Origin of the sequence: Agrobacterium pusense (assembly GCF_900102105.1) — a bacterium.
Taxonomy (GTDB): domain Bacteria; phylum Pseudomonadota; class Alphaproteobacteria; order Rhizobiales; family Rhizobiaceae; genus Agrobacterium; species Agrobacterium pusense.
Genome location: NZ_FNBB01000003.1, coordinates 262,409 through 281,096 on the forward strand (window position 1 = coordinate 262,409; position 18,688 = coordinate 281,096).

At 60.3% G+C, this 18,688-nt stretch carries 13 protein-coding genes; 6 read left to right on the forward strand and 7 right to left on the reverse strand.

What is annotated here, in order from left to right:
* Positions 1-119 precede the first annotated feature (119 nt).
* Complete coding sequence (locus BLU28_RS10245; protein WP_077985779.1) at positions 120-5,576, forward strand: alpha-2-macroglobulin family protein; 5,457 nt, start codon at positions 120-122, stop codon at positions 5,574-5,576.
* On the forward strand, positions 5,573-7,651 hold the full coding sequence (pbpC, locus tag BLU28_RS10250) for a penicillin-binding protein 1C (protein ID WP_077985778.1): 2,079 nt from the start codon (positions 5,573-5,575) through the stop codon (positions 7,649-7,651). Before BLU28_RS10245 ends, pbpC begins: the two co-directional genes overlap by 4 nt.
* A gap of 118 nt (positions 7,652-7,769) precedes the next feature.
* Here pbpC and BLU28_RS10255 read toward each other — a convergent pair whose 3' ends face one another.
* Both BLU28_RS10255 and BLU28_RS10265 read right to left on the reverse strand, forming a co-directional pair.
* Positions 7,770-8,069, reverse strand: a complete 300-nt coding sequence (locus BLU28_RS10255; protein ID WP_004445697.1) for a hypothetical protein — start codon at positions 8,067-8,069, stop codon at positions 7,770-7,772.
* 679 nt (positions 8,070-8,748) lie between these two features.
* Positions 8,749-9,912, reverse strand: a complete 1,164-nt coding sequence (locus BLU28_RS10265; protein WP_077985777.1) for a M20 aminoacylase family protein — start codon at positions 9,910-9,912, stop codon at positions 8,749-8,751.
* Between the two features lie 164 nt (positions 9,913-10,076).
* Between BLU28_RS10265 and BLU28_RS10270 the strand changes: the two genes are divergently transcribed.
* The gene (locus tag BLU28_RS10270) at positions 10,077-11,195 is read left to right on the forward strand and encodes a D-alanyl-D-alanine carboxypeptidase family protein (protein ID WP_175477680.1); all 1,119 of its coding nucleotides are present in this window, start codon (positions 10,077-10,079) and stop codon (positions 11,193-11,195) included.
* A gap of 192 nt (positions 11,196-11,387) precedes the next feature.
* On the forward strand, positions 11,388-12,506 hold the full coding sequence (locus tag BLU28_RS10275) for a CobW family GTP-binding protein (protein ID WP_077985775.1): 1,119 nt from the start codon (positions 11,388-11,390) through the stop codon (positions 12,504-12,506).
* Between the two features lie 227 nt (positions 12,507-12,733).
* Here the strand turns inward: BLU28_RS10275 and BLU28_RS10280 are convergent, their stop codons facing one another.
* The 5 genes from BLU28_RS10280 to BLU28_RS10300 form a co-directional block, all read right to left on the reverse strand.
* Entirely contained in the window at positions 12,734-12,982 is a 249-nt protein-coding gene (locus BLU28_RS10280; RefSeq protein ID WP_044459152.1) for a sulfurtransferase TusA family protein, read from the reverse strand.
* Positions 12,979-14,274 (reverse strand): L,D-transpeptidase family protein, encoded by a 1,296-nt coding sequence (locus BLU28_RS10285; RefSeq protein ID WP_006697153.1) that lies wholly within the window; start codon positions 14,272-14,274, stop codon positions 12,979-12,981. The genes BLU28_RS10280 and BLU28_RS10285 overlap by 4 nt, the downstream gene beginning before the upstream one ends.
* Positions 14,275-14,465: 191 nt before the next feature.
* Positions 14,466-15,419, reverse strand: a complete 954-nt coding sequence (locus BLU28_RS10290) for an acetyl-CoA carboxylase carboxyltransferase subunit alpha (protein ID WP_004445681.1) — start codon at positions 15,417-15,419, stop codon at positions 14,466-14,468.
* Between the two features lie 62 nt (positions 15,420-15,481).
* Positions 15,482-16,468 carry a site-specific tyrosine recombinase XerD gene (xerD, locus tag BLU28_RS10295; RefSeq protein ID WP_077985774.1) on the reverse strand — a complete coding sequence of 329 codons (987 nt, stop codon included), beginning with the start codon at positions 16,466-16,468 and terminating at the stop codon, positions 15,482-15,484.
* Positions 16,465-16,638, reverse strand: a complete 174-nt coding sequence (locus BLU28_RS10300; RefSeq protein ID WP_034497628.1) for a hypothetical protein — start codon at positions 16,636-16,638, stop codon at positions 16,465-16,467. Before BLU28_RS10300 ends, xerD begins: the two co-directional genes overlap by 4 nt.
* 188 nt (positions 16,639-16,826) lie before the next feature.
* On the opposite strand from BLU28_RS10300, the gene BLU28_RS10310 reads away from it, so the two are divergent.
* Positions 16,827-17,408 (forward strand): shikimate kinase, encoded by a 582-nt coding sequence (locus tag BLU28_RS10310; protein WP_004445677.1) that lies wholly within the window; start codon positions 16,827-16,829, stop codon positions 17,406-17,408.
* Between the two features lie 5 nt (positions 17,409-17,413).
* Positions 17,414-18,547, forward strand: a complete 1,134-nt coding sequence (gene aroB, locus BLU28_RS10315; protein ID WP_004445676.1) for a 3-dehydroquinate synthase — start codon at positions 17,414-17,416, stop codon at positions 18,545-18,547.
* The last annotated feature ends 141 nt before the right edge of the window (positions 18,548-18,688 follow it).

Here is an 18,688-nt window from a genome sequence, read left to right on the forward strand (position 1 = left end):
TCGCAGCTTCTTTTACTCTCCACAGATTGTCATGGCGCGAATTGACGAAGATGCGTTGACAACCATGCGTGGATTTGACCAGAGTCCCGCCCGACATGTCTGTTGCGGGGAGAGAACTGATGTCGTTGCGCGCGCTCGTCCGGATTTCGCTGGTTGCGGTCTCAGCCGCCATGATTTTCGCGCCAGCCATGGCGGCGGAACCCTCCCGCAAGGTCGTGACCACCCAAAATGGCGATTATTTCGGCTTCGATCTCAGGACGGAGCAAAACGTCTCGTTGGAGCAATGTGGCGAGATTTGCGCCGGAGACACATCCTGCAAGGCCTTTACCTACAATCCAAAGGTGAAATGGTGCTTCCTCAAATCTGATTTCAATCAGCTGAACGCCTTCCCCGGTGCGGTTGCCGGCAAGATTGTCGAAGTGGCGACGGAAGCCGATATCGGCGCGCCGCAGCGCCTGTCCTTCGTCACTGACAGCCTGCAGCAGGAAGCGCGCCGAATGAAATCCGGCCTTGCGGCGAATGACGGTGAGGGCGGGCAAGGCGTGGAAGCCCTCGTACAGACGGCGCGGCAGCAGGCGGCCGGGGGCAATATTCCCGATGCGGTTACGACCTATAAGCAGGCCCTTGCGATCACGCCAGACGACGGCGCGCTCTGGGCGGAGCTTTCCGAAAAGGCGGCGCAGGTCACCGATAATTATTCGATCGCAGGGCAAGCGGCGTCTGCCGCCATCAATGCCTATCAGCTGAGCCGAACAGTCAGCGCCCGCACAGAAGCCCTGAACCGGCTGGCGAAGGCATTTGAAAGAACCCAGAATTATCGCGCAGCCCTCAATGCCTATAAGGAAAGCCTTGCGCTCACCGATGATGCACAGACAAAGGCGGCCTATGCCGACCTGCGCACGCGCCAGGGTTTTCGCGTCATCAACAATACGGTGGATACGGACAGCGTAAGCCCGCGCGCCTGCGTGCAGTTTTCCGAACCGCTGGTGAAGAATGGCGTCGATTATTCTTCCTTCATCACGCTGGATGGGGCAGCCCCCAAGGCCATCGAGGCGAAGGGCAGCGAAATTTGCGTCGAAGGCCTGACCCATGGCCAGCGCTACAAGATCGCACTGCGCGCCGGCCTGCCGTCTTCCGTGGAAGAGCCGCTGGAAAAACAGGTCAATCTCGATATTTACGTGCGTGACCGCACGGCCAGCGTGCGCTTCACCGGCGAGAATTTCGTGCTGCCGGGCAGTGCGCGCCGTGGCATTCCGATTGTCTCTGTGAATGCCGACAAGGCCGACCTGAAGCTTTATCGCGTCGGTGACCGCAATATCACCGCGCTGCTGGCAAATTCGCAGTTTCTGACGCAGATGGACGGTTACAATGCCGACCGTATCGAAAACGAAATCGGCGAGCTTGTCTGGCAGGGCTCGATTGATATCCAGCCCGATCTCAACAAGGATGTGGTCACGAGTTTTCCAGTGGATGAGGCCTTGCCGGAGCGCAAGCCGGGCATCTATGTGCTGACTGCCGTGCCGCCGGGCACGGCGCCGGAAACCTGGGATTCGCGCGCCACCCAATGGTTCCTCGTGTCGGATACCGGCATCACCACCTATGCCGGAACGGACGGTTTGAATGTATTTGTCCGTGCACTCGGCAGCGCCAAACCGCTTGCGGACGTGGATCTGCAGCTCCTGGCCAAGAACAACGAGGTGCTGGGCACCGCGACAACCGATGCGGACGGCCGCGCGGTGTTCTCTGCCGGCCTGATGCGCGGCACGGCGGCTCAGGCGCCTGCCATCCTGACGGCGCGCAACGGCGATAAGGATTACGTGTTCCTCGATATGACCCGTGCAGGCTTCGATCTTTCGGATCGCGGCGTGACGGGACGTGCAGCACCCGGTGCTATCGACGTGTTCAGCTGGACCGAACGTGGCATCTATCGTGCCGGCGAGACCGTGCATGCCGCAGCCCTGGCCCGTGACGTTGACGGCAAGGCAATCGAGGACCTGCCGCTCACTTTCATTTTCTCACGCCCTGACGGCGTGGAAGACCGGCGCTTTGTCAGCGACGGCAAGGCGCTTGGCGGTCATGCGGTGGATCTGCCGTTGCAGGCAAATGCCATGCGCGGCACCTGGACATTGCGCATCCATACCGACCCGAAGACGGCTGCGATCAGCGAAAAGAGCTTCCTTGTCGATGATTTTGTGCCTGACCGCACCGAGTTTGACCTCTCGAGCAAGGCAAAACAGATCGATCCGGGCGCAGAAACGGCAATCGACGTTGATGGCCGTTATCTTTATGGCGCGCCCGCTGCCGGCCTGACGCTGGAAGGGGAGGTCGCGATCAAGCCGACGCGCACCAGCGCCGATTTCGAAGGTTATTTCTTCGGCCTGGCCGATGAGGAAAGCGAAGAGGAAAACCGCACGACGCTTGCCGATCTGCCGGTCCTGGATGAAGAGGGCAAAGCGAGCTTCAACGTTGATCTCACCGATCTGCCATCCACAACGCAGCTTCTCTCCGCCAACATCACCGTGCGCATGCGCGAAGCCGGCGGCCGCGCCGTGGAACGCTCGCTGGCGCTGCCCATCAAGGCGGAAGCATCCGTCATTGGCATCAAGCCGCAGTTTTCCGGCGATCTCGCCCAGAACTCCGTTGGACGTTTCCATATCATCGGTGTCAGTGCCGATGGTGCCAAACAGGCGATCAATGGCCTGACCTGGAAGCTCATCAAGGTAGAGCGTAACTATCAATGGTATCGTCAGGGTAATTCCTGGCGTTATGAGCCCGTGGAATATACCAAGCAGCAGGAAACCGGCACGCTTTCGGTCGACGCCAATGGCGGCGAAATTTCCGTGCCGGTCACCTGGGGCCGCTACCGGCTGGAAGTGGAGGGTGCGGGTAATGGCGCACCGGTTTCCAGTGTCGAATTCGATGCCGGTTTCTATGTGGAGGCAAGCTCGACGGAAACGCCGGATGCGCTGGAAATCGCGCTGGACAAACAGAGCTACAAGATCGGCGATACGGCCAAACTCAAGGTCTCCTCACGTTTCGCCGGTGAATTGATGATAACGTCCGGTTCGGAAAAGCTGATTGCGGTACAGAATGCCGAGATCGGCGAAGAGGGCGGCGAGATCGACATTCCGGTCACCGAGGAATGGGGCGCTGGCGCTTATGTGACGGCGACGCTGTTCCGCCCCGGCGACGCGCAGGAAAGCCGTATGCCCATGCGCGCCATCGGCATCAAGTGGCTTGCCGTCGATCCGGCCGAGCGCAAGCTTGCCGTCAAACTCGGCGCGCCGCAGAAGACGCTGCCGCGCCAGCCGCTCGAAATTCCGATCACGGTTGCGGGGGCTGGTGTGGGCGAAAAGGCCTACGCCATCGTTGCGGCGGTCGATGTCGGCATCTTGAACCTCACCCGCTATGAGCCGCCGAAGCCGGATGAATGGTATTTCGGCCAGCGCCGGCTGGGACTGGAAATCCGCGACCTCTATGGCCGCCTGATTGACGGCTCGCTTGGCGCCACGGGCCGGCTGCGCACCGGCGGTGATGGCGGCGGGGCGGCCCTTCAGGGCAGCCCACCCACGGAAAAGCTTGTGGCCTTCTTTGCCGGTCCGGTTGAACTCGACGCTAACGGCAAGGCGACTGTGAGCTTCGATATTCCGCAGTTCAACGGGACGGCCCGCATCATGGCGGTTGCCTGGACGAAGACCGGCGTGGGACATGCGGTTTCCGATGCCATCATTCGCGATCCCGTCGTGGTAACCGCCAGCGCGCCGAAATTCCTCGCCCCCGGCGATATCTCGCAATTGCGGCTCGATATCGCCAATACGGATGGCGACGCCGGCGACTACCGGCTGGATGTGACCAGCAATACGGCTCTGACGGTCGATCAGGGTGAAGTGTCGCAGACACTTGCGCTGCAAAAGGGCGGCAAGTCGTCTTTGACCGTTCCGCTGACGGGCGAGCAGCCCGGCAATGGCGCGATCACCATAAAGGTCTCCAATGCGGCAGGTGTCTCGCTTGAGCAGGTTCTGAACGTTCCGGTGCGCCCGGCCGTTCTTCCAGTCACGACGCGGCGCGAAATCAAGATTGCGCCGAACAGCAGCCTGACGATCAATGGTGATCTTCTGGCCGACAGCATGCTCCTCGGCTCGTCCGTCGCCGTTAATGTCACGCGCTCGCCCGCTTTCGATATCCCGGCGCTGGTGATGATGCTGGACAAATATCCTTACGGCTGCGCCGAACAGACGACGAGCCGCGCGCTGCCGCTGCTTTACGTCTCGGAACTGACAAAGGACAGCGGCATGGCTGAAGATCCCGACACCCGTAAGAGGGTTCAGGAAGCGGTCTACCGCGTGCTGTCCTTCCAGTCGAGTTCCGGCAGCTTCGGCCTCTGGTCGCCGGGTTACGGCGATCTGTGGCTCGATGCCTATATTACCGACTTCCTGACCCGCGCGCGCGAGCAGAAGTACGATGTCCCCGAAGCGGCCATGGTGCAGGCGTTGAACAACCTGCAGAACGGCCTGTCCTATGACAGCAATGTCAAGGATCGCGGCAACGAGATCGCCTATTCGCTTTATGTGCTGGCGCGCAACCGCAAGGCGGCGATCAACGATCTGCGTTATTACGCCGATACTGCGCTTGCCGATTTCCCGACGCCGCTTGCCAAGGCGCAGGTTGCCGCAGCCCTTTCGCTTTACGGCGACCAAACCCGTTCGAAGACCGTGTTCGGTGCTTCGCTCGACATGGCCAGCCGCGCCACCAATGTCAGCTTCGCCCGCGCCGATTACGGCTCCGCCCTTCGCGACGGTGCGGCGGCGCTGGCGCTGGCGGCGGAAAGCCGTCCGGTTCCGGCCGTCGTGCCGCAGCTTGCCGGTGCCGTGGCAAGGGAATGGGAAAAGAAGCCCTATACCAGCACACAGGAGCAGGCATGGATGCTGCTGGCCGCCCGGGCCGTGAAAGGCGAGGACAAGGATATCCGTCTCGATGTGAACGGTGATCTGCAGACCGGCGGTTTCGGGAAGCGGATGAGCGGCGACGAGTTGCTGGCCGCACCGCTGAAGATCGCCAATGCCTCGGCTGATCCGGTCACGGCCGTCGTCACTACGGTGGCCCCGCCGGCTCAGCCGCTCGCTGCCGGCGGCGAAGGCTTCACCATCACCCGCACCTATTACTCCATGGACGGTGAAGAGGTGAACCCGAGCGACGTCACACAGAACGAACGTTATGTCGTGGTTCTGAACGTGGTGCCGCAAAATAACTGGCAGTCGCGCATTCTGGTGACGGATCTACTGCCTTCCGGTTTCGAGATCGACAATCCGAGCCTCGTCAATTCGGCCGAACTGTCGAATTTCGACTGGTTGCCGGAAACGGAGGCGGCGCATACCGAATTCCGCTACGACCGTTTTGTGGCGGCCTTCGATCGCTCGGCAGGGGACAGTTCGGAAATTGCGCTGGCCTATGTCGTCCGCGCGGTCACTCCCGGTACTTATGATCATCCGGCGGCGTCTGTTGAGGATATGTACCGGCCGCAATTTGCCGCCCGCACCGCAACCGGCCGCATGGAGGTGCGTTCGGCGACCCCATGAGACGGAAAAAGGCTGTCATCGTCGGCTTCGTTGTGGCCGCATTGCTTATCGGCGGTGCGGCCTTCGGTCTCGATGCGCTGGACAAGGCCTACCCGCCGCCGCTCGAGGCAGCGCGGCAGCGATCCTTCGAGGTGTTGGACCGCGACGGCAAGTTGCTGCGTGCCTTCGCAACACCGGATGGCCGCTGGCGGCTCGACACCACGGCGGCCGAGGTCGATCCGCAGTTCCTGCGGATGCTGGTCGCCTATGAGGACCAACGCTTTTACGACCATCACGGTATCGATCCCTGGGCCTTGCTGCGTTCCGCGTGGCAACTGGTGAGCAACGGCCGGATCGTATCCGGCGCCTCGACGCTTTCCATGCAGGTGGCGCGGCTGGTCGAGCCGCGCGCCGACCGCTCCTTCTCGGCAAAGCTTCTTCAGGCCCTGCGGGCTATTCAAATCGAACGGCGGCTCAGCAAGGCGGATATCCTCGATCTTTATCTGAATATCGCGCCCTATGGCGGCAATCTCGAAGGCATACGCGCGGCCAGCCTCGCCTGGTTCGGCAAGGAGCCGGGAAGGCTCGACACGGCCGAGGCTGCCCTTCTGGTCGCCCTGCCGCAATTGCCAGAAAGGCGTCGCCCGGACAGGTATCCCGAGGCGGCGAGACAGGCAAGGGAACGGGTCTTGCAGAGGCTTGCCGTCGAACGTGTCGTGGGTGAGGGCGAAGCGGAACGGGCGACGCTTGCGGGCGTTCCGACCAGCCGGCGCGACCTGCCGGCGTTAGCACCGCACATGGCTGCTGCCGCGCGTGCGAAATTCCCCAATGCTGCGGAAATACGCTCGACGCTGAAGCTGTCGATCCAGCGGGAACTGGAAGGCGTGGCGCGCCATGCAGCAGGAAAAATCGGCGATAAGGTATCCGTCGCCATCGTCATGGCCGATGCAGAGAGCGGGGATATTCTGGCGGAGGTCGGCTCGGCGGATTATCTCGATACCGCGAGGAGGGGTTTCGTGGAGATGAGCCGCGCGGTGCGCTCGCCCGGATCGACCCTCAAGCCATTCATTTATGGCCTCGCCTTTGAGGATGGCCTGATCGGTCAGGAGACCATCATCGAGGATCGCCCGGCTGATTTTTCCGGTTACCGGCCGCGCAATTTCGACATGCATTATCAGGGCGATGTCAGCATCAGGCAGGCGCTGCAACTGTCGCTCAACGTGCCCGCCGTGAAATTGCTCGACGCGGTGAGCCCATCGGCGCTGATGGTGCGGTTCCGGCGGTCTGGCGTCACACTCGCGTTGCCCGCCAACGAAGCACCCGGGCTCGCCATTGCTCTCGGAGGCGCCGGTATTTCGCTTGTCGATCTTGTCCAGCTTTATGCCGGGCTGACAGGTGGCGATGGTCCGGTACGCCTTGGTGATGGCGTCCGCTCCGCCCCGGAACGACTGGAAGGCGACCGGTTGTTTTCCGATGCCGCAATCTGGAACGTTTCGGACATCCTGTCCGGCATACTGCCGCCACTCGGCATGAAACAGCGCGGCATCGCCTACAAGACCGGCACCAGCTACGGTTACCGCGACGCCTGGTCGATAGGGTATGACGGGCGGCACGTGGTCGGCGTCTGGGTCGGCCGCGCCGATAACGGCGCCGTGCCGGGTATTGCCGGTTATGCGACGGCGGCTCCCATCCTCTTCGAGGCCTTTGAAAAATCGGGCGTGGCCATCACGCCAATGCCGGCAGCACCCTCCGGCGTCGCGCGCGTGAGCGTGGCCGACCTTCCGGCAAACCAGCGGCGTTTCACGACGACCGCAAACGGCCTGCTTTCGGCTTCAAGACGTGAAAGCGCCCCGCGCATCGTTTATCCGCCCGAGGGCGCGCGGGTAGAGCTTTCCGGCCAGTCGGGCATCTCGCCACTGGTGCTGAAGCTTCAGGGCGGGCGTGCACCCTTCCGCTGGCTCGCCAACGGTTTGCCTCTGCCGGATGCATCCCACCGTCGCAACAGTGAATGGCGCCCGGAAGGGCAGGGGTTTTCCACACTCACGGTGATTGACGCCGATGGCCGTGCGTCGAGTGTCCGGATTTTCGTCGAATGACGACGGCGCGTCCAAGTCAACAACGGCCGCCGAGGGCTCCTGTAAGACAGGCCTTGTGACCGTCTCGTCAACCAAGTGCGGCAAGCCGGTCAACCGCGGGGAGATGACCGGTCCAATCCTATTGAGCCACATCGAACGAATGGCGGTCGATCCGCTCCTGAAGCGAAGCCACAACCGCTTGCAGAAACTCCCGGCGTCTTTGATTGGTCGTTGCCGCCAGCGTCACCTGCAACCGGCTGCTGATCCTGTTCAGGAAGCCAACATGGTTGAAGCTGTCGGCGGCTATATTCACCTCCACCTCGTCCATGTAATGTGCCAGATGCGGTTCCAGCGCGAGATTTGCATCCGTCTGGTAGCAGGCAGCCATCTGTTCTCCAAGCGTGGACATCTGCACATATGGACCATATTCGTCGATCATCAAATCTCCCTCGTCTCGCGCGACCCACTTCGACAGGCGCCTCGTCGTCACTGATAGGAAATAGGAAGCGATTGCGGGCTTTCAACGTTCCCTTACGAAGCTTTGAACTTTCTGTGTTCTAGGGGGAAACGCTTTTATGTCGGTCGATCTGATATTTGCCAATTGCGAGCGGCCAGGCTGGCAAAGAATACGCTCCACTTCTCGCGCCCGGACCAGCTGTCTGCTGGTCGCTAGCCGATTATGTCATTGATTTTAAAAAATTTTCAGGAAATGGTGTCCACGAGAGGATTCGAACCTCCGACCCCAGGATTCATACCGCTTCGGCTTTCGCCGCCGCCCTGCCTTGTCGGGAAGGGCGTTCGTGGTCTGGACTGTCCCTTCACCATGGGCCGTGAGGCCTTTAGGTGCTGCCCATCCAGTCTCTACACCTTCACCGGATTTCTCCGGAGCTTGGCTCGGGATTGGCATGCTGGAAGACCAGCGAAGCTTTCCCCGACTTTGAGCAGATCGATTGCGTCGTTTCCGGGCGCAACCCCCAATTTGTCTTAGGAATCCTGTGCTCTATCCTGCTGAGCTACGTGGACACTGAATTGCTCTTTAACCTGACCCAGCCGGCGGATCAACCGCGTTCTTCATCGCGGTTGATCTCGTCCTCCGCTTTCTTCGCGTTGGCCTGACATCAGCTCGTCAGGCGCTGTTCTGCAAGTTTTACCCAATAGGAGATGCCGTAGGCGATGGCTTCGTCGTTGAAGTCATAACCAGGATTGTGGAGCCCGGCCGAATCGCCATTGCCAATAAAGATGAAGCAGCCGGGCCTTTCCTTCAGCATGAAGGAGAAATCCTCTCCTGCCATGGAGGGATCGACATCGGGGTCTACATTCGGTTCGCCAACCACATCGCGGGCCACACGGATAGCGTGGTCGGTTTCAGCGGCGTGGTTAAAGGTCACCGGGCAATAGCGCTCATAGACGACTTCGGCTTCTGCGCCATTGGCAAGCGCAATGCCTTCCGCCATCTGCTTGATGCGTTCCTGGGCGAGATCGCGCACCGTCTCATCAAGGCTGCGCACGGTGCCGGCGATCAGCGCCTCGTTGGGAATGATGTTGTGACTGGAACCCGCATGAAATCGCGTGACCGAGACGACAACGGAGCGGATCGGATCGGCATTGCGTGAGGCGATCATCTGCAGGTTGCCAACGATCTGCGCGCCGATGGTGATGGGGTCGATCGTGCGATGCGGCTGGGCCGCATGGCCGCCTCGGCCCTTGACCGTGATTGAGAACTTGTCCGGTGCGGCCATTATGCCGCCCTTGCGGATGGCGAAGGCGCCAAGCGGAATGCCCGGCATATTGTGCATTCCGTAAACTTCGTCGATGCCGAAACGCTCCATCAGGCCGTCTTCGACCATGGCGAGCGCGCCGGCGCCGCCTTCTTCCGCTGGCTGGAAAATGACAGCGATCGAGCCCGCGAAATTGCGGGTCTCGGTGAGGTATTTCGCCGCGCCGAGAAGCATCGCGGTGTGGCCGTCATGGCCGCAGGCGTGCATGGCGCCGGGCGTTTTCGATGCCCAGGCTTTGCCGGTTTCCTCGACTATGGGCAGCGCGTCCATATCCGCGCGGAAGCCGATGGTGCGATTGCCTGGAAGATTGCCCCTGATGATGCCGACGACGCCGGTGCGGCCGAGACCGGTCACGATTTCGTCAACGCCGAAAGATTTCAGCTTCTCCGCGACGAAGGCCGCGGTGTTGTCGACATCATACAAAATCTCTGGATTTTCATGCAGGTGATGCCGCCATTCGCTGACTTCCTGCTGGAGTTCGGCGGCTCTGTTCAAAATCGGCATTCGTTCATTCCTGGGTTCATCGGTGCGGCGTGTCGTAAAACTCCATCCTCCGTGGTGGATAGTGCGCCGCATAATTGACGTAATCAATGTACTTTGCCATTGCTAGGACATATATGGTGAATATTGCCATTCCCCGACTGAAGACGGGAATTCGAGGACTAGCCTTGCCACAGACTTTCAAATCGCCAAACGCCGCCCGCCGGCTTTCCGCAGCCATTGCCATCATTACCTCCGGTGTCGTCGCCGCGGCCCCGGTGGCCAATGCCAATCCGAAAATGGTGGTCGATGTCAAAACCGGCAAGGTGATCTCGCACCAGGAAGCCTTCCGCAAATGGTATCCGGCCTCGCTGACCAAGCTGATGACCGCCTATATCGCCTTTTCGCAGATGAAGGCTGGCAAGATCAGCCCGCAGACCGAAGTGGTGATGAGCAAGAAGGCCGCCGACCAGCCCGCCTCCAAGATGTATTTCAAGCCCGGCCAGAAACTGACGATGGACAGCGCGCTGAAGCTGCTGCTGATCAAGTCCGCCAACGATATTGCAGTCGCGATTGCGGAGACCATCGGCGGCAACACGGATAATTTCGTGGCGCAGATGAATGCGCAGGCGCAGCGCCTCGGCATGAATTCCACGCATTACGTGAACCCCAATGGTCTGCCGGGGAAGGGCCAGTACACGACGGCCCGCGACCTCGCGCTGCTGGCGCTGATCATCAAGCGGGAATTTCCCGAATATGCGCATTATTTCTCGCTTGAGGGCGTCACCACCGGCAAAAAGAATTACGCCAATTTCAATATGCTGGTTGGCCGCTTCGATGGCGCGGATGGCATGAAGACCGGCTTTATCTGCGCTTCCGGGTTCAACCAGGTGGCATCGGCCGTGCGCAATGGCCGCTCGATCATCACTGTGGTGCTGGGTGCCGATAGTCTCGCGGGTCGAACCGACCAGTCGGCCGATCTTCTGCAGATGGGCCTGACGTCTCCTTCCGGTCAGGGTGTCTCGCTCGCCTCGCTTGCCCCTTATGGCGATACCGCAGAGGTCAACGATATCAGCGCCGAAATATGCAACCCGAAGGCGGCGAAAATCCGCAGTGAGGGACGCGACGATGCCGGCCGCATGGTCATCCATTCGCCCTATGTGCAGGAAATGACCCGCCCGCCGGAATATTCCTTTGCCGGTCTTATACCGGGCAGCGAGACGGTCGCGGTTAATGCGCCCAAGGGCGCGGCCGCAAAGGGCCAATTGGCGAATGTGCCGATCCCGATCCCGCGCCCCACATTCTGACGGACAGGCGAAGGTGCCGGGAGAGGTCTCCCGGCCGCCTGCCATTTGGCTATTCGCAGATCGATCATGTTATGATATTACAGTGGCGCTCGCGGCTTCCAGCCTCGGGCGATTTGTTTTAGCTTCATGCCGTTGCGGGTTTTACGTCCTGAACTGACTTCCCCAAAGCGGCAATCAACATACAGGCCAGACATGTCTCGCGATCGTATCCCGGTTTCCATTATCACCGGATTTCTCGGCGCCGGAAAATCGACTCTGCTCAATCGGCTCCTCAAGGATCCTGACATGAGCGACGCAGCGATCATCATCAATGAATTCGGCGATGTCAGCATCGATCACATGCTGGTCGAAAGCGCGGGCGAGGGCATTATAGAACTGGCGGAAGGGTGCCTTTGCTGCACCGTGCGCGGCGAACTGGTGGACACGCTGGCGGAACTGATGGACGGTATCCAGACCGGCAAGCTGAAGCCGGTGAAGCGCGTGGTCATCGAAACGACCGGCCTTGCCGATCCCGCTCCCGTCATGCAGTCGGTCATGGGTAACCCGGTCATTGCGCAGAATTTCGTGCTGGTTGGCATGGTCACTGTGGTGGATGCCGTGAACGGCCTCTCCACACTCGACAATCATCAGGAAGCTGTGAAACAGGTGGCTGTGGCCGATCGTATTGTCGTGACGAAACGAGCGCTCGCCGATGACGCCACGATTGCGGCATTGACTGCCCGCCTAGAGGCGCTCAATCCGCGCGCGATTATCGAGGACGGTGACAAAACCGACTGGAGTGCTGCGGGGCTTCTCAATAACGGCCTTTACGATGCCGGCAATAAAACTGCCGATGTCAGCCGTTGGTTAGGCGAAGAGGCGCTGCACGATCACCACCACCATGATCATGCACATGATCACCACCACCACCATGACCACGACGTGAACCGCCACGATGCATCCATTCGTTCCTTTTCGATCATACACGACGAGCCGATAAGCCCAATGGCCATCGACATGTTTGTGGATTTGCTGCGCTCGGCGCATGGTGAAAAGCTTCTGCGCATGAAGGCCATCGTGAAGCTCACGGACAATCCGGACAGGCCGTTGGTGCTCCATGGCGTGCAGACGATTTTTCACGCGCCGGAGCGTCTTTCCGCCTGGCCGGACCCCGCTGATCAGCGCACGCGCATGGTGCTGATTACGAAGGATTTGCCGGAGGCTTTCGTAAAGGACCTCTTCGCTGCCTTCACCAGCGCGCCGGGTATTGACCGCCCGGACGGGCAGGCGCTGACGGATAATCCTTTGGCGGTTTCTGGGTTGAAGTTTTGAAGTAGTATGGAATGGCGGCCGGGGTGTGGCTTACCCCCCTCTGTCCTGCCGGACATCTCCCCCTCAAGGGGGGAGATCGACAAGGGGCCTGCTCCGAATACTCATTTCCGCATCGACGGTCGCAGCGAGCATACTGGCGAGGGAACGAGCGGCCACAGCGACTGATCTCCCCCCTTGAGGGGGAGATGTCCGGCAGGACAGAGGGGGGTGAACCACCGGCGACACCGTCAAACGTCGGTTTTCCCACCCTTCACAATCCGAAACCGATGGCCCTTATCCAGCGCCGTCGTCTCCACCAGACGATGCCCATCCTCATTGCACATATGTGCAATATCGATCACCGCCAAAGGATCGGTCGTCTCGACGGTGAGAACATCCCCCGTCTTCAGCGTTGCGAGTTTCTTGCGGCTTCTCAAAACCGGAAGGGGGCATTTAAGCCCCCTCAAATCATAGACGATATCGCTTGTTGCGGTCATTCCTTAGCCCAGAACTTCCAGAATGGCTTCTTCTCCGGTGCTTCCGGCGCCGGGGCTGCGGAATAGGCAAGCGGGTTCATGGCTGGCACCGGAACGCTCTGGGCAGCAGCGCCAGTCTGGCCTGCTGCAGGCGTAGCCGAGGCAACCATTGTCGGGGCAGCTGGTGCCGGGTTCGATTGCGGCGCCGTGGCCGGCTGGTTAGCCGAAGGGCGAGGGCCACGCAGCGCCGAGGCGGTTGCGGTGGTCGCTGGCGAAGACGATGTCACCTGCTGCGCCTTCTTCTCCATCAGCGCGGCATATTCCGTTTCCTTCATCAGCTTGCCGGCCTTCAGCGCCGAGCCCGTCGGGGCATAGGCGGGTTCGCGGCCCTTGCGCTTTTCGGCCACCAGCGCCTTGCGCTCGGCTTCGCTCGGGTCGTACCAGGCCATGCCTTCATATTTCTTCATCGCCTTTTCATAGGCGAGATCGTAAGTCTTCTCATAGCTCGAAAGCGCGCTGACGAGTGCGGGCGGCGTGCTCATGGGCGGGCACTGGGCCGACGCGTTGAAGCTGCCACCTTCCGCCTGCTGGTTGAAGACATATTTCTTCTCGCAGACATTCACTTCCGGCGGACGTTTGGTGACTTCGAAATTGTCGTAGCCGACCTTCAGCATCTTCCAGAATTCGAGGTGCTCGCTCTTGCGATGACGTGCCATGTTTTCCGCCGTCATGCGGAAAGGAAATGCCTGCAGCTGAACTGTCTTCTGGCCGCCCTTGAAGGCATCGCGGGCAAAACCGTAGATTTCAAGAATCTGCGCATCCGTCATCGAGTAACAGCCTGATGATGAGCAGGCGCCATGGATCATCAGGTTGGTGCCGTTGCGGCCATTGGCAGCATCGTAGCGGTTCGGGAAGCCGGTATTGATGGCGAGGTAATATTTCGAATTCGGATTGAGATGGGCTGGCGTCAGGTTGTAGAAACCTTCCGGCGCCTGCCGGTCGCCTTCCTTGACCTTGGGGCCGAGTTTTCCCGACCATGCGCAGATTTGATATTCGGCAATCTTGTCGAAACGGTTATCGCGCTTGGCCTTCCAGATTTCCAGCGCACCTTCTTCCTTGAAGATACGGATCATGATCGGCGACGTGCGGTCCATGCCCTTCTTGTCGATCTCGGCCAGAATGGACGGAGACAGCGGGTAATCAACCTTGTTCTTGATGTGCGACACATCACGTTCGACGGTTTCGAGTGTATCGTTACAACCGGCGAGAACGAGCGCGGTACAGGCAAGAAGTGCAAAATGTGTCAAACGCATGATCTGATCCGAAAGACGACGGCACGAAGTGGCGGCAGTTCTATACCGTTCCGTGTGCAATTTAAATACGGTATTAACCGTTTACATCTTCTTAACTCAAATCGGATCCGCCCCCGCGGCCGCCGATCCATCTTTTGATGTGACCGGACTATGGCCGAGTTGGGGCGATAGCGGCGGAAATTAAGGCCGCCTCAGAGATTACGGCCGATATCCAGGAACTTCTGGCGGCGTTCGGCCCTAAGCTGCGTGCCCGAGCGCTGGGAAAGATCGGCCAGCGCCTTGGCGATAACGTCGCCTGTCGCGCTGATCACGGTTTCCGGCGCGCGATGCGCGCCACCGATCGGCTCGGGAATGATACCATCGATGACGCCGAGCGACTTCAGATCTTCCGAAGTGATCTTCATGTTGGTCGCGGCTTCCTTGGCGCGGGTCGAATCGCGCCAGAGAATGGAGGCCGCACCTTCCGGCGAGATTACAGAGTAGATTGCATGTTCCAGCATGTAGACGCGGTTGCCGGTGGCAATCGCGATGGCTCCGCCCGAGCCGCCTTCGCCGATGACGACGGAGACGATCGGCACCTTCACGTTCAGGCACATTTCCGTCGAGCGGGCGATGGCCTCAGCCTGACCGCGCTCTTCCGCACCGACGCCGGGGTAGGCGCCCGCGGTATCGATAAGCGTGACGACAGGCAGCGAGAAGCGGTCGGCCAATTCCAGCACGCGGATAGCCTTGCGGTAACCTTCCGGGCGCGGGCTGCCGAAATTGTGCTTCAGGCGGCTCTTGGTGTCATTGCCCTTTTCCTGGCCGATGATGGCGACTGGCTGACCATTGAAACGGGCAAGGCCGGCCTGTATGGCGGCGTCTTCGGAGAACTTGCGGTCGCCGGCAAGCGGCGTGAAATCCGTAAACAGCGCCTTGGCGTAATCAACGAAATGCGGACGCTGCGGATGACGCGCGACCTGCGTTTTCTGCCAGGCGTTCAGCTTGGAATAGATGTCCTGCATCGCATCGTTGACGCGCGATTCCAGGCGGTTGATCTCCTCCGAGGTGTCTATGCTCTCGTCTTCATCGGCAAGCTTCTTCAGCTCGATGATCTTGCCCTCAAGGTCCGAGATAGGTTTTTCGAAGTCGAGATAATTGTGCATGAGATCCGTTTCCGATCGTTTTGCGCAAGGTTTGACCGGATTATCCGGCGGTTCCGGTCGCTCTAATCAAGGTTTTTGCCCTGTTTGGCAAGGGGGTGATGTGTTTGTACCAGCTCTTGCAAGCGTTCTTCCAGCACATGTGTATAGATTTGTGTCGTGGAAATGTCGGAGTGGCCGAGCAGTTCCTGCACCGCGCGCAAATCCGCACCGTTCTGCAAGAGGTGGCTGGCGAAGGCGTGGCGCAGCACATGCGGTGACACTGCCGAGGGGTGCAGCCCGGCCCGAATGGCGATGTCCTTGAGGTCGCGGGCGAAGACCTGACGGGGCAGATAGCCTTCCTTGCTGTTGGATGGGAAGAGCCACGGGCTATCCGTCGCTTCGGCCTTTTTCGCTGCCTTGCCTTTTTCTGAGGCAAGCGCCTTTCGGGCGGCTTCATATTTTTCCATGGCCTCGATCGCCGTTCGGGAAAGAAGAACCATCCGGTCCTTGTTACCCTTGCCGCGGATCATCAGGAAACGTCCTTCCTGACGCAGCACTTTGACGGGAAGCGAGACGAGTTCGCTGACACGCATGCCGGTGGCATAAAGAAGCTCGAGCAGCAGATGCATGCGGATGCGCGCGAGCTGGCCGGGACCCTCGGTTGCCGCTTCCTGCGCCGCGAGCCCAAGGAGACGGTTTACATCGGCGACGCTCATCGTTTTCGGCAGGGCAACGCCCTTCTTGGGCGCATCGATGATGCCGGTCGGGTCGTCACTGCGCAGGCCTTCCGAATAAAGAAAGCGATAAAACTGCCGCATGGATGAGAGGCGTCTCGCCTGCGAGGTCGCAGCGAAGCCTTGCGCGGAAAGATGGGTCAGATAGGCGGAAAGGTCCGATGTGGCGGCTTCTGTCAGAGACTGGCCGCGGCTCCCAAGGAATTCGCGCAGATCCGTCAGATCACGCTCGTAAGATGCGAGCGTGTTGGCGGCTGCACCCCGCTCGGCGCTCATCATCTCCAGAAAACTCTCCAGCCGCGCGCTGTCGCGCCCCCCCGCCGGTTGACCGCTCATGGGGTGCGCCTTGCCGGTTCTGCCCCCGGTGGGTTCAGCCTTTCCGAGGGAATGCGCACCGTTACTTCGCGGTCGCGGGGCTGAACGACCATGACGAGCAGCACCATGCCGCCATAGACCAGCCCCGCGATGGTCGCCAGTATCATCGTGAAGCGGAAGAGGGTGGGCATGGCGGCTCCGTGAAGGTGGCGATCGAAACGTATATGCGGTGCGGCGAAACCGGCGGCAAGCTGAAAAAGCCTGCCACTGTCACCGCCGCATGCGGCGATCATTGTGATTCACCGCAATTCAGTCAGCAATTTGGCTTGACGCTTCGTAAACATTTGCAGATATCCATGCCAAACGGGCTTTCAAATTTATGAGCGAAACGAATTTATCCGTCCCGGCCACACTCGGGGAGCAAGCGCGGGCAAAACTCGGACGGCGCAATATCGTCTTTGTCGGACTGATGGGCGCCGGAAAGTCGGCGATAGGCCGCATGGTTGCCCAGCAGCTCAGGGTTCCCTTCATCGATACGGATGTCGAAATCGAACGGGTTTCGCGCATGACGATATCAGAACTTTTTGCCACCTATGGTGAAGAAGAATTCCGGGCGCTGGAAACGCGGGTCATCAAGCGGCTGCTGCGCGGCGGGCCCAAGGTCATCTCAACTGGCGGCGGCGCCTTCATAAACGACAATACGCGCCGGCACATCAGCCGTGGTGGGATTTCGCTGTGGCTGAAGGCGGATCTGGAGGTGTTGTGGGAGAGGGTGAACAAGCGTGATCACCGCCCGCTTCTCAAGACCGAAAACCCCAGGGCCACGCTGGCGGCCCTGATGGAGAAGCGCTATCCGATCTATTCGGAAGCAGATCTCACCATCGAATCCCGTGATGTCCGCAAGGAAATCATCGTGACCGAAGTGCTGGCCGCCATTGCCGGCATCGAACAGAAAGACTGATTCCCATGACGCCTTCTGAAATCCACGCCGATGAACGTCTCGTCCATGTGCCGCTCGGTGAGCGCGCCTATGACATTCTGATCGGGCCGGGCCTCATCGGCCGGGCTGGCGGCGAAATCTCGGCGCGGCTGAGGGGCCGGCGCGCGGCGATCATTACTGATGAGCATGTCGCGCCGCTCTACCTTGAAGGCTTGATGGACGGACTGCAGACGGACGGCATCGAGGCTGTTTCCCTGACCCTGCCGGCCGGTGAAAAGACCAAGAGCTTCGAGCATCTCGTCACTGTCTGCGATGCGGTTCTAGCCGCAAGGGTGGAGCGCAATGATGCGGTAATCGCGCTTGGCGGCGGCGTGATCGGCGATCTCGCCGGTTTTGCAGCCGGTATTGTCCGCCGCGGCGTACGTTTCGTGCAGATACCGACCTCGCTTCTGGCGCAGGTCGATTCCTCCGTCGGCGGCAAGACCGGCATCAACACCCGCCACGGCAAGAACCTCATTGGCGTCTTCCACCAGCCTGATCTGGTGCTGGCGGATACGGCGGTGCTCGATACGCTCAGTCCGCGCGAATTCCGCGCCGGCTACGCCGAAGTGGTGAAATACGGCCTGATCGACAAGCCGGATTTTTTCTTCTGGCTGGAAAAGAACTGGGACGACATCCGCACCGGCGGCCCTGCCCGCATCCAGGCGATTGCGACCAGCTGCCAGGCCAAGGCAGACGTGGTGGTGGCCGACGAAAAGGAAAACGGCGTACGCGCCCTTCTGAATCTCGGCCACACCTTCGGTCACGCACTGGAGGCGGCGACCAATTACGACAGCAAGCGGCTGGTGCATGGTGAAGGTGTCGCCATCGGCATGGTGCTGGCGCACCAGTTCTCTGCCCGCCTGAACCTCGCAAGTCCTGACGATGCCGCGCGCGTCGAAGCGCACCTGAAGGCAGTCGGCCTGCCGACCACGATGAAAGATATTCCTGGAGAATTGCCGCCCGTCGAAACGCTGATGACGGCAATTGCGCAGGACAAGAAAGTCAAGGGCGGCAAGCTCACCTTCATCCTCACCCACGGCATTGGCCAGTCCTTCGTGGCGGATGACGTTGCGGCATCCGAGGTGCAGTCCTTCCTGTCGGAGAAGCATCCGGGGTGAACTGGCGCTGAGAGGTACGGTGAGGGCGCCCCCTTATCGCCTCGCTCCGCTCCGGCACTTCTCCCCGGCGGGGAAAAGAACAAGCTGTTTTGGCAATGCTCTACGGGGAAAAGTTGCTGGCGCGTTGAGCAAGGGCGTTGC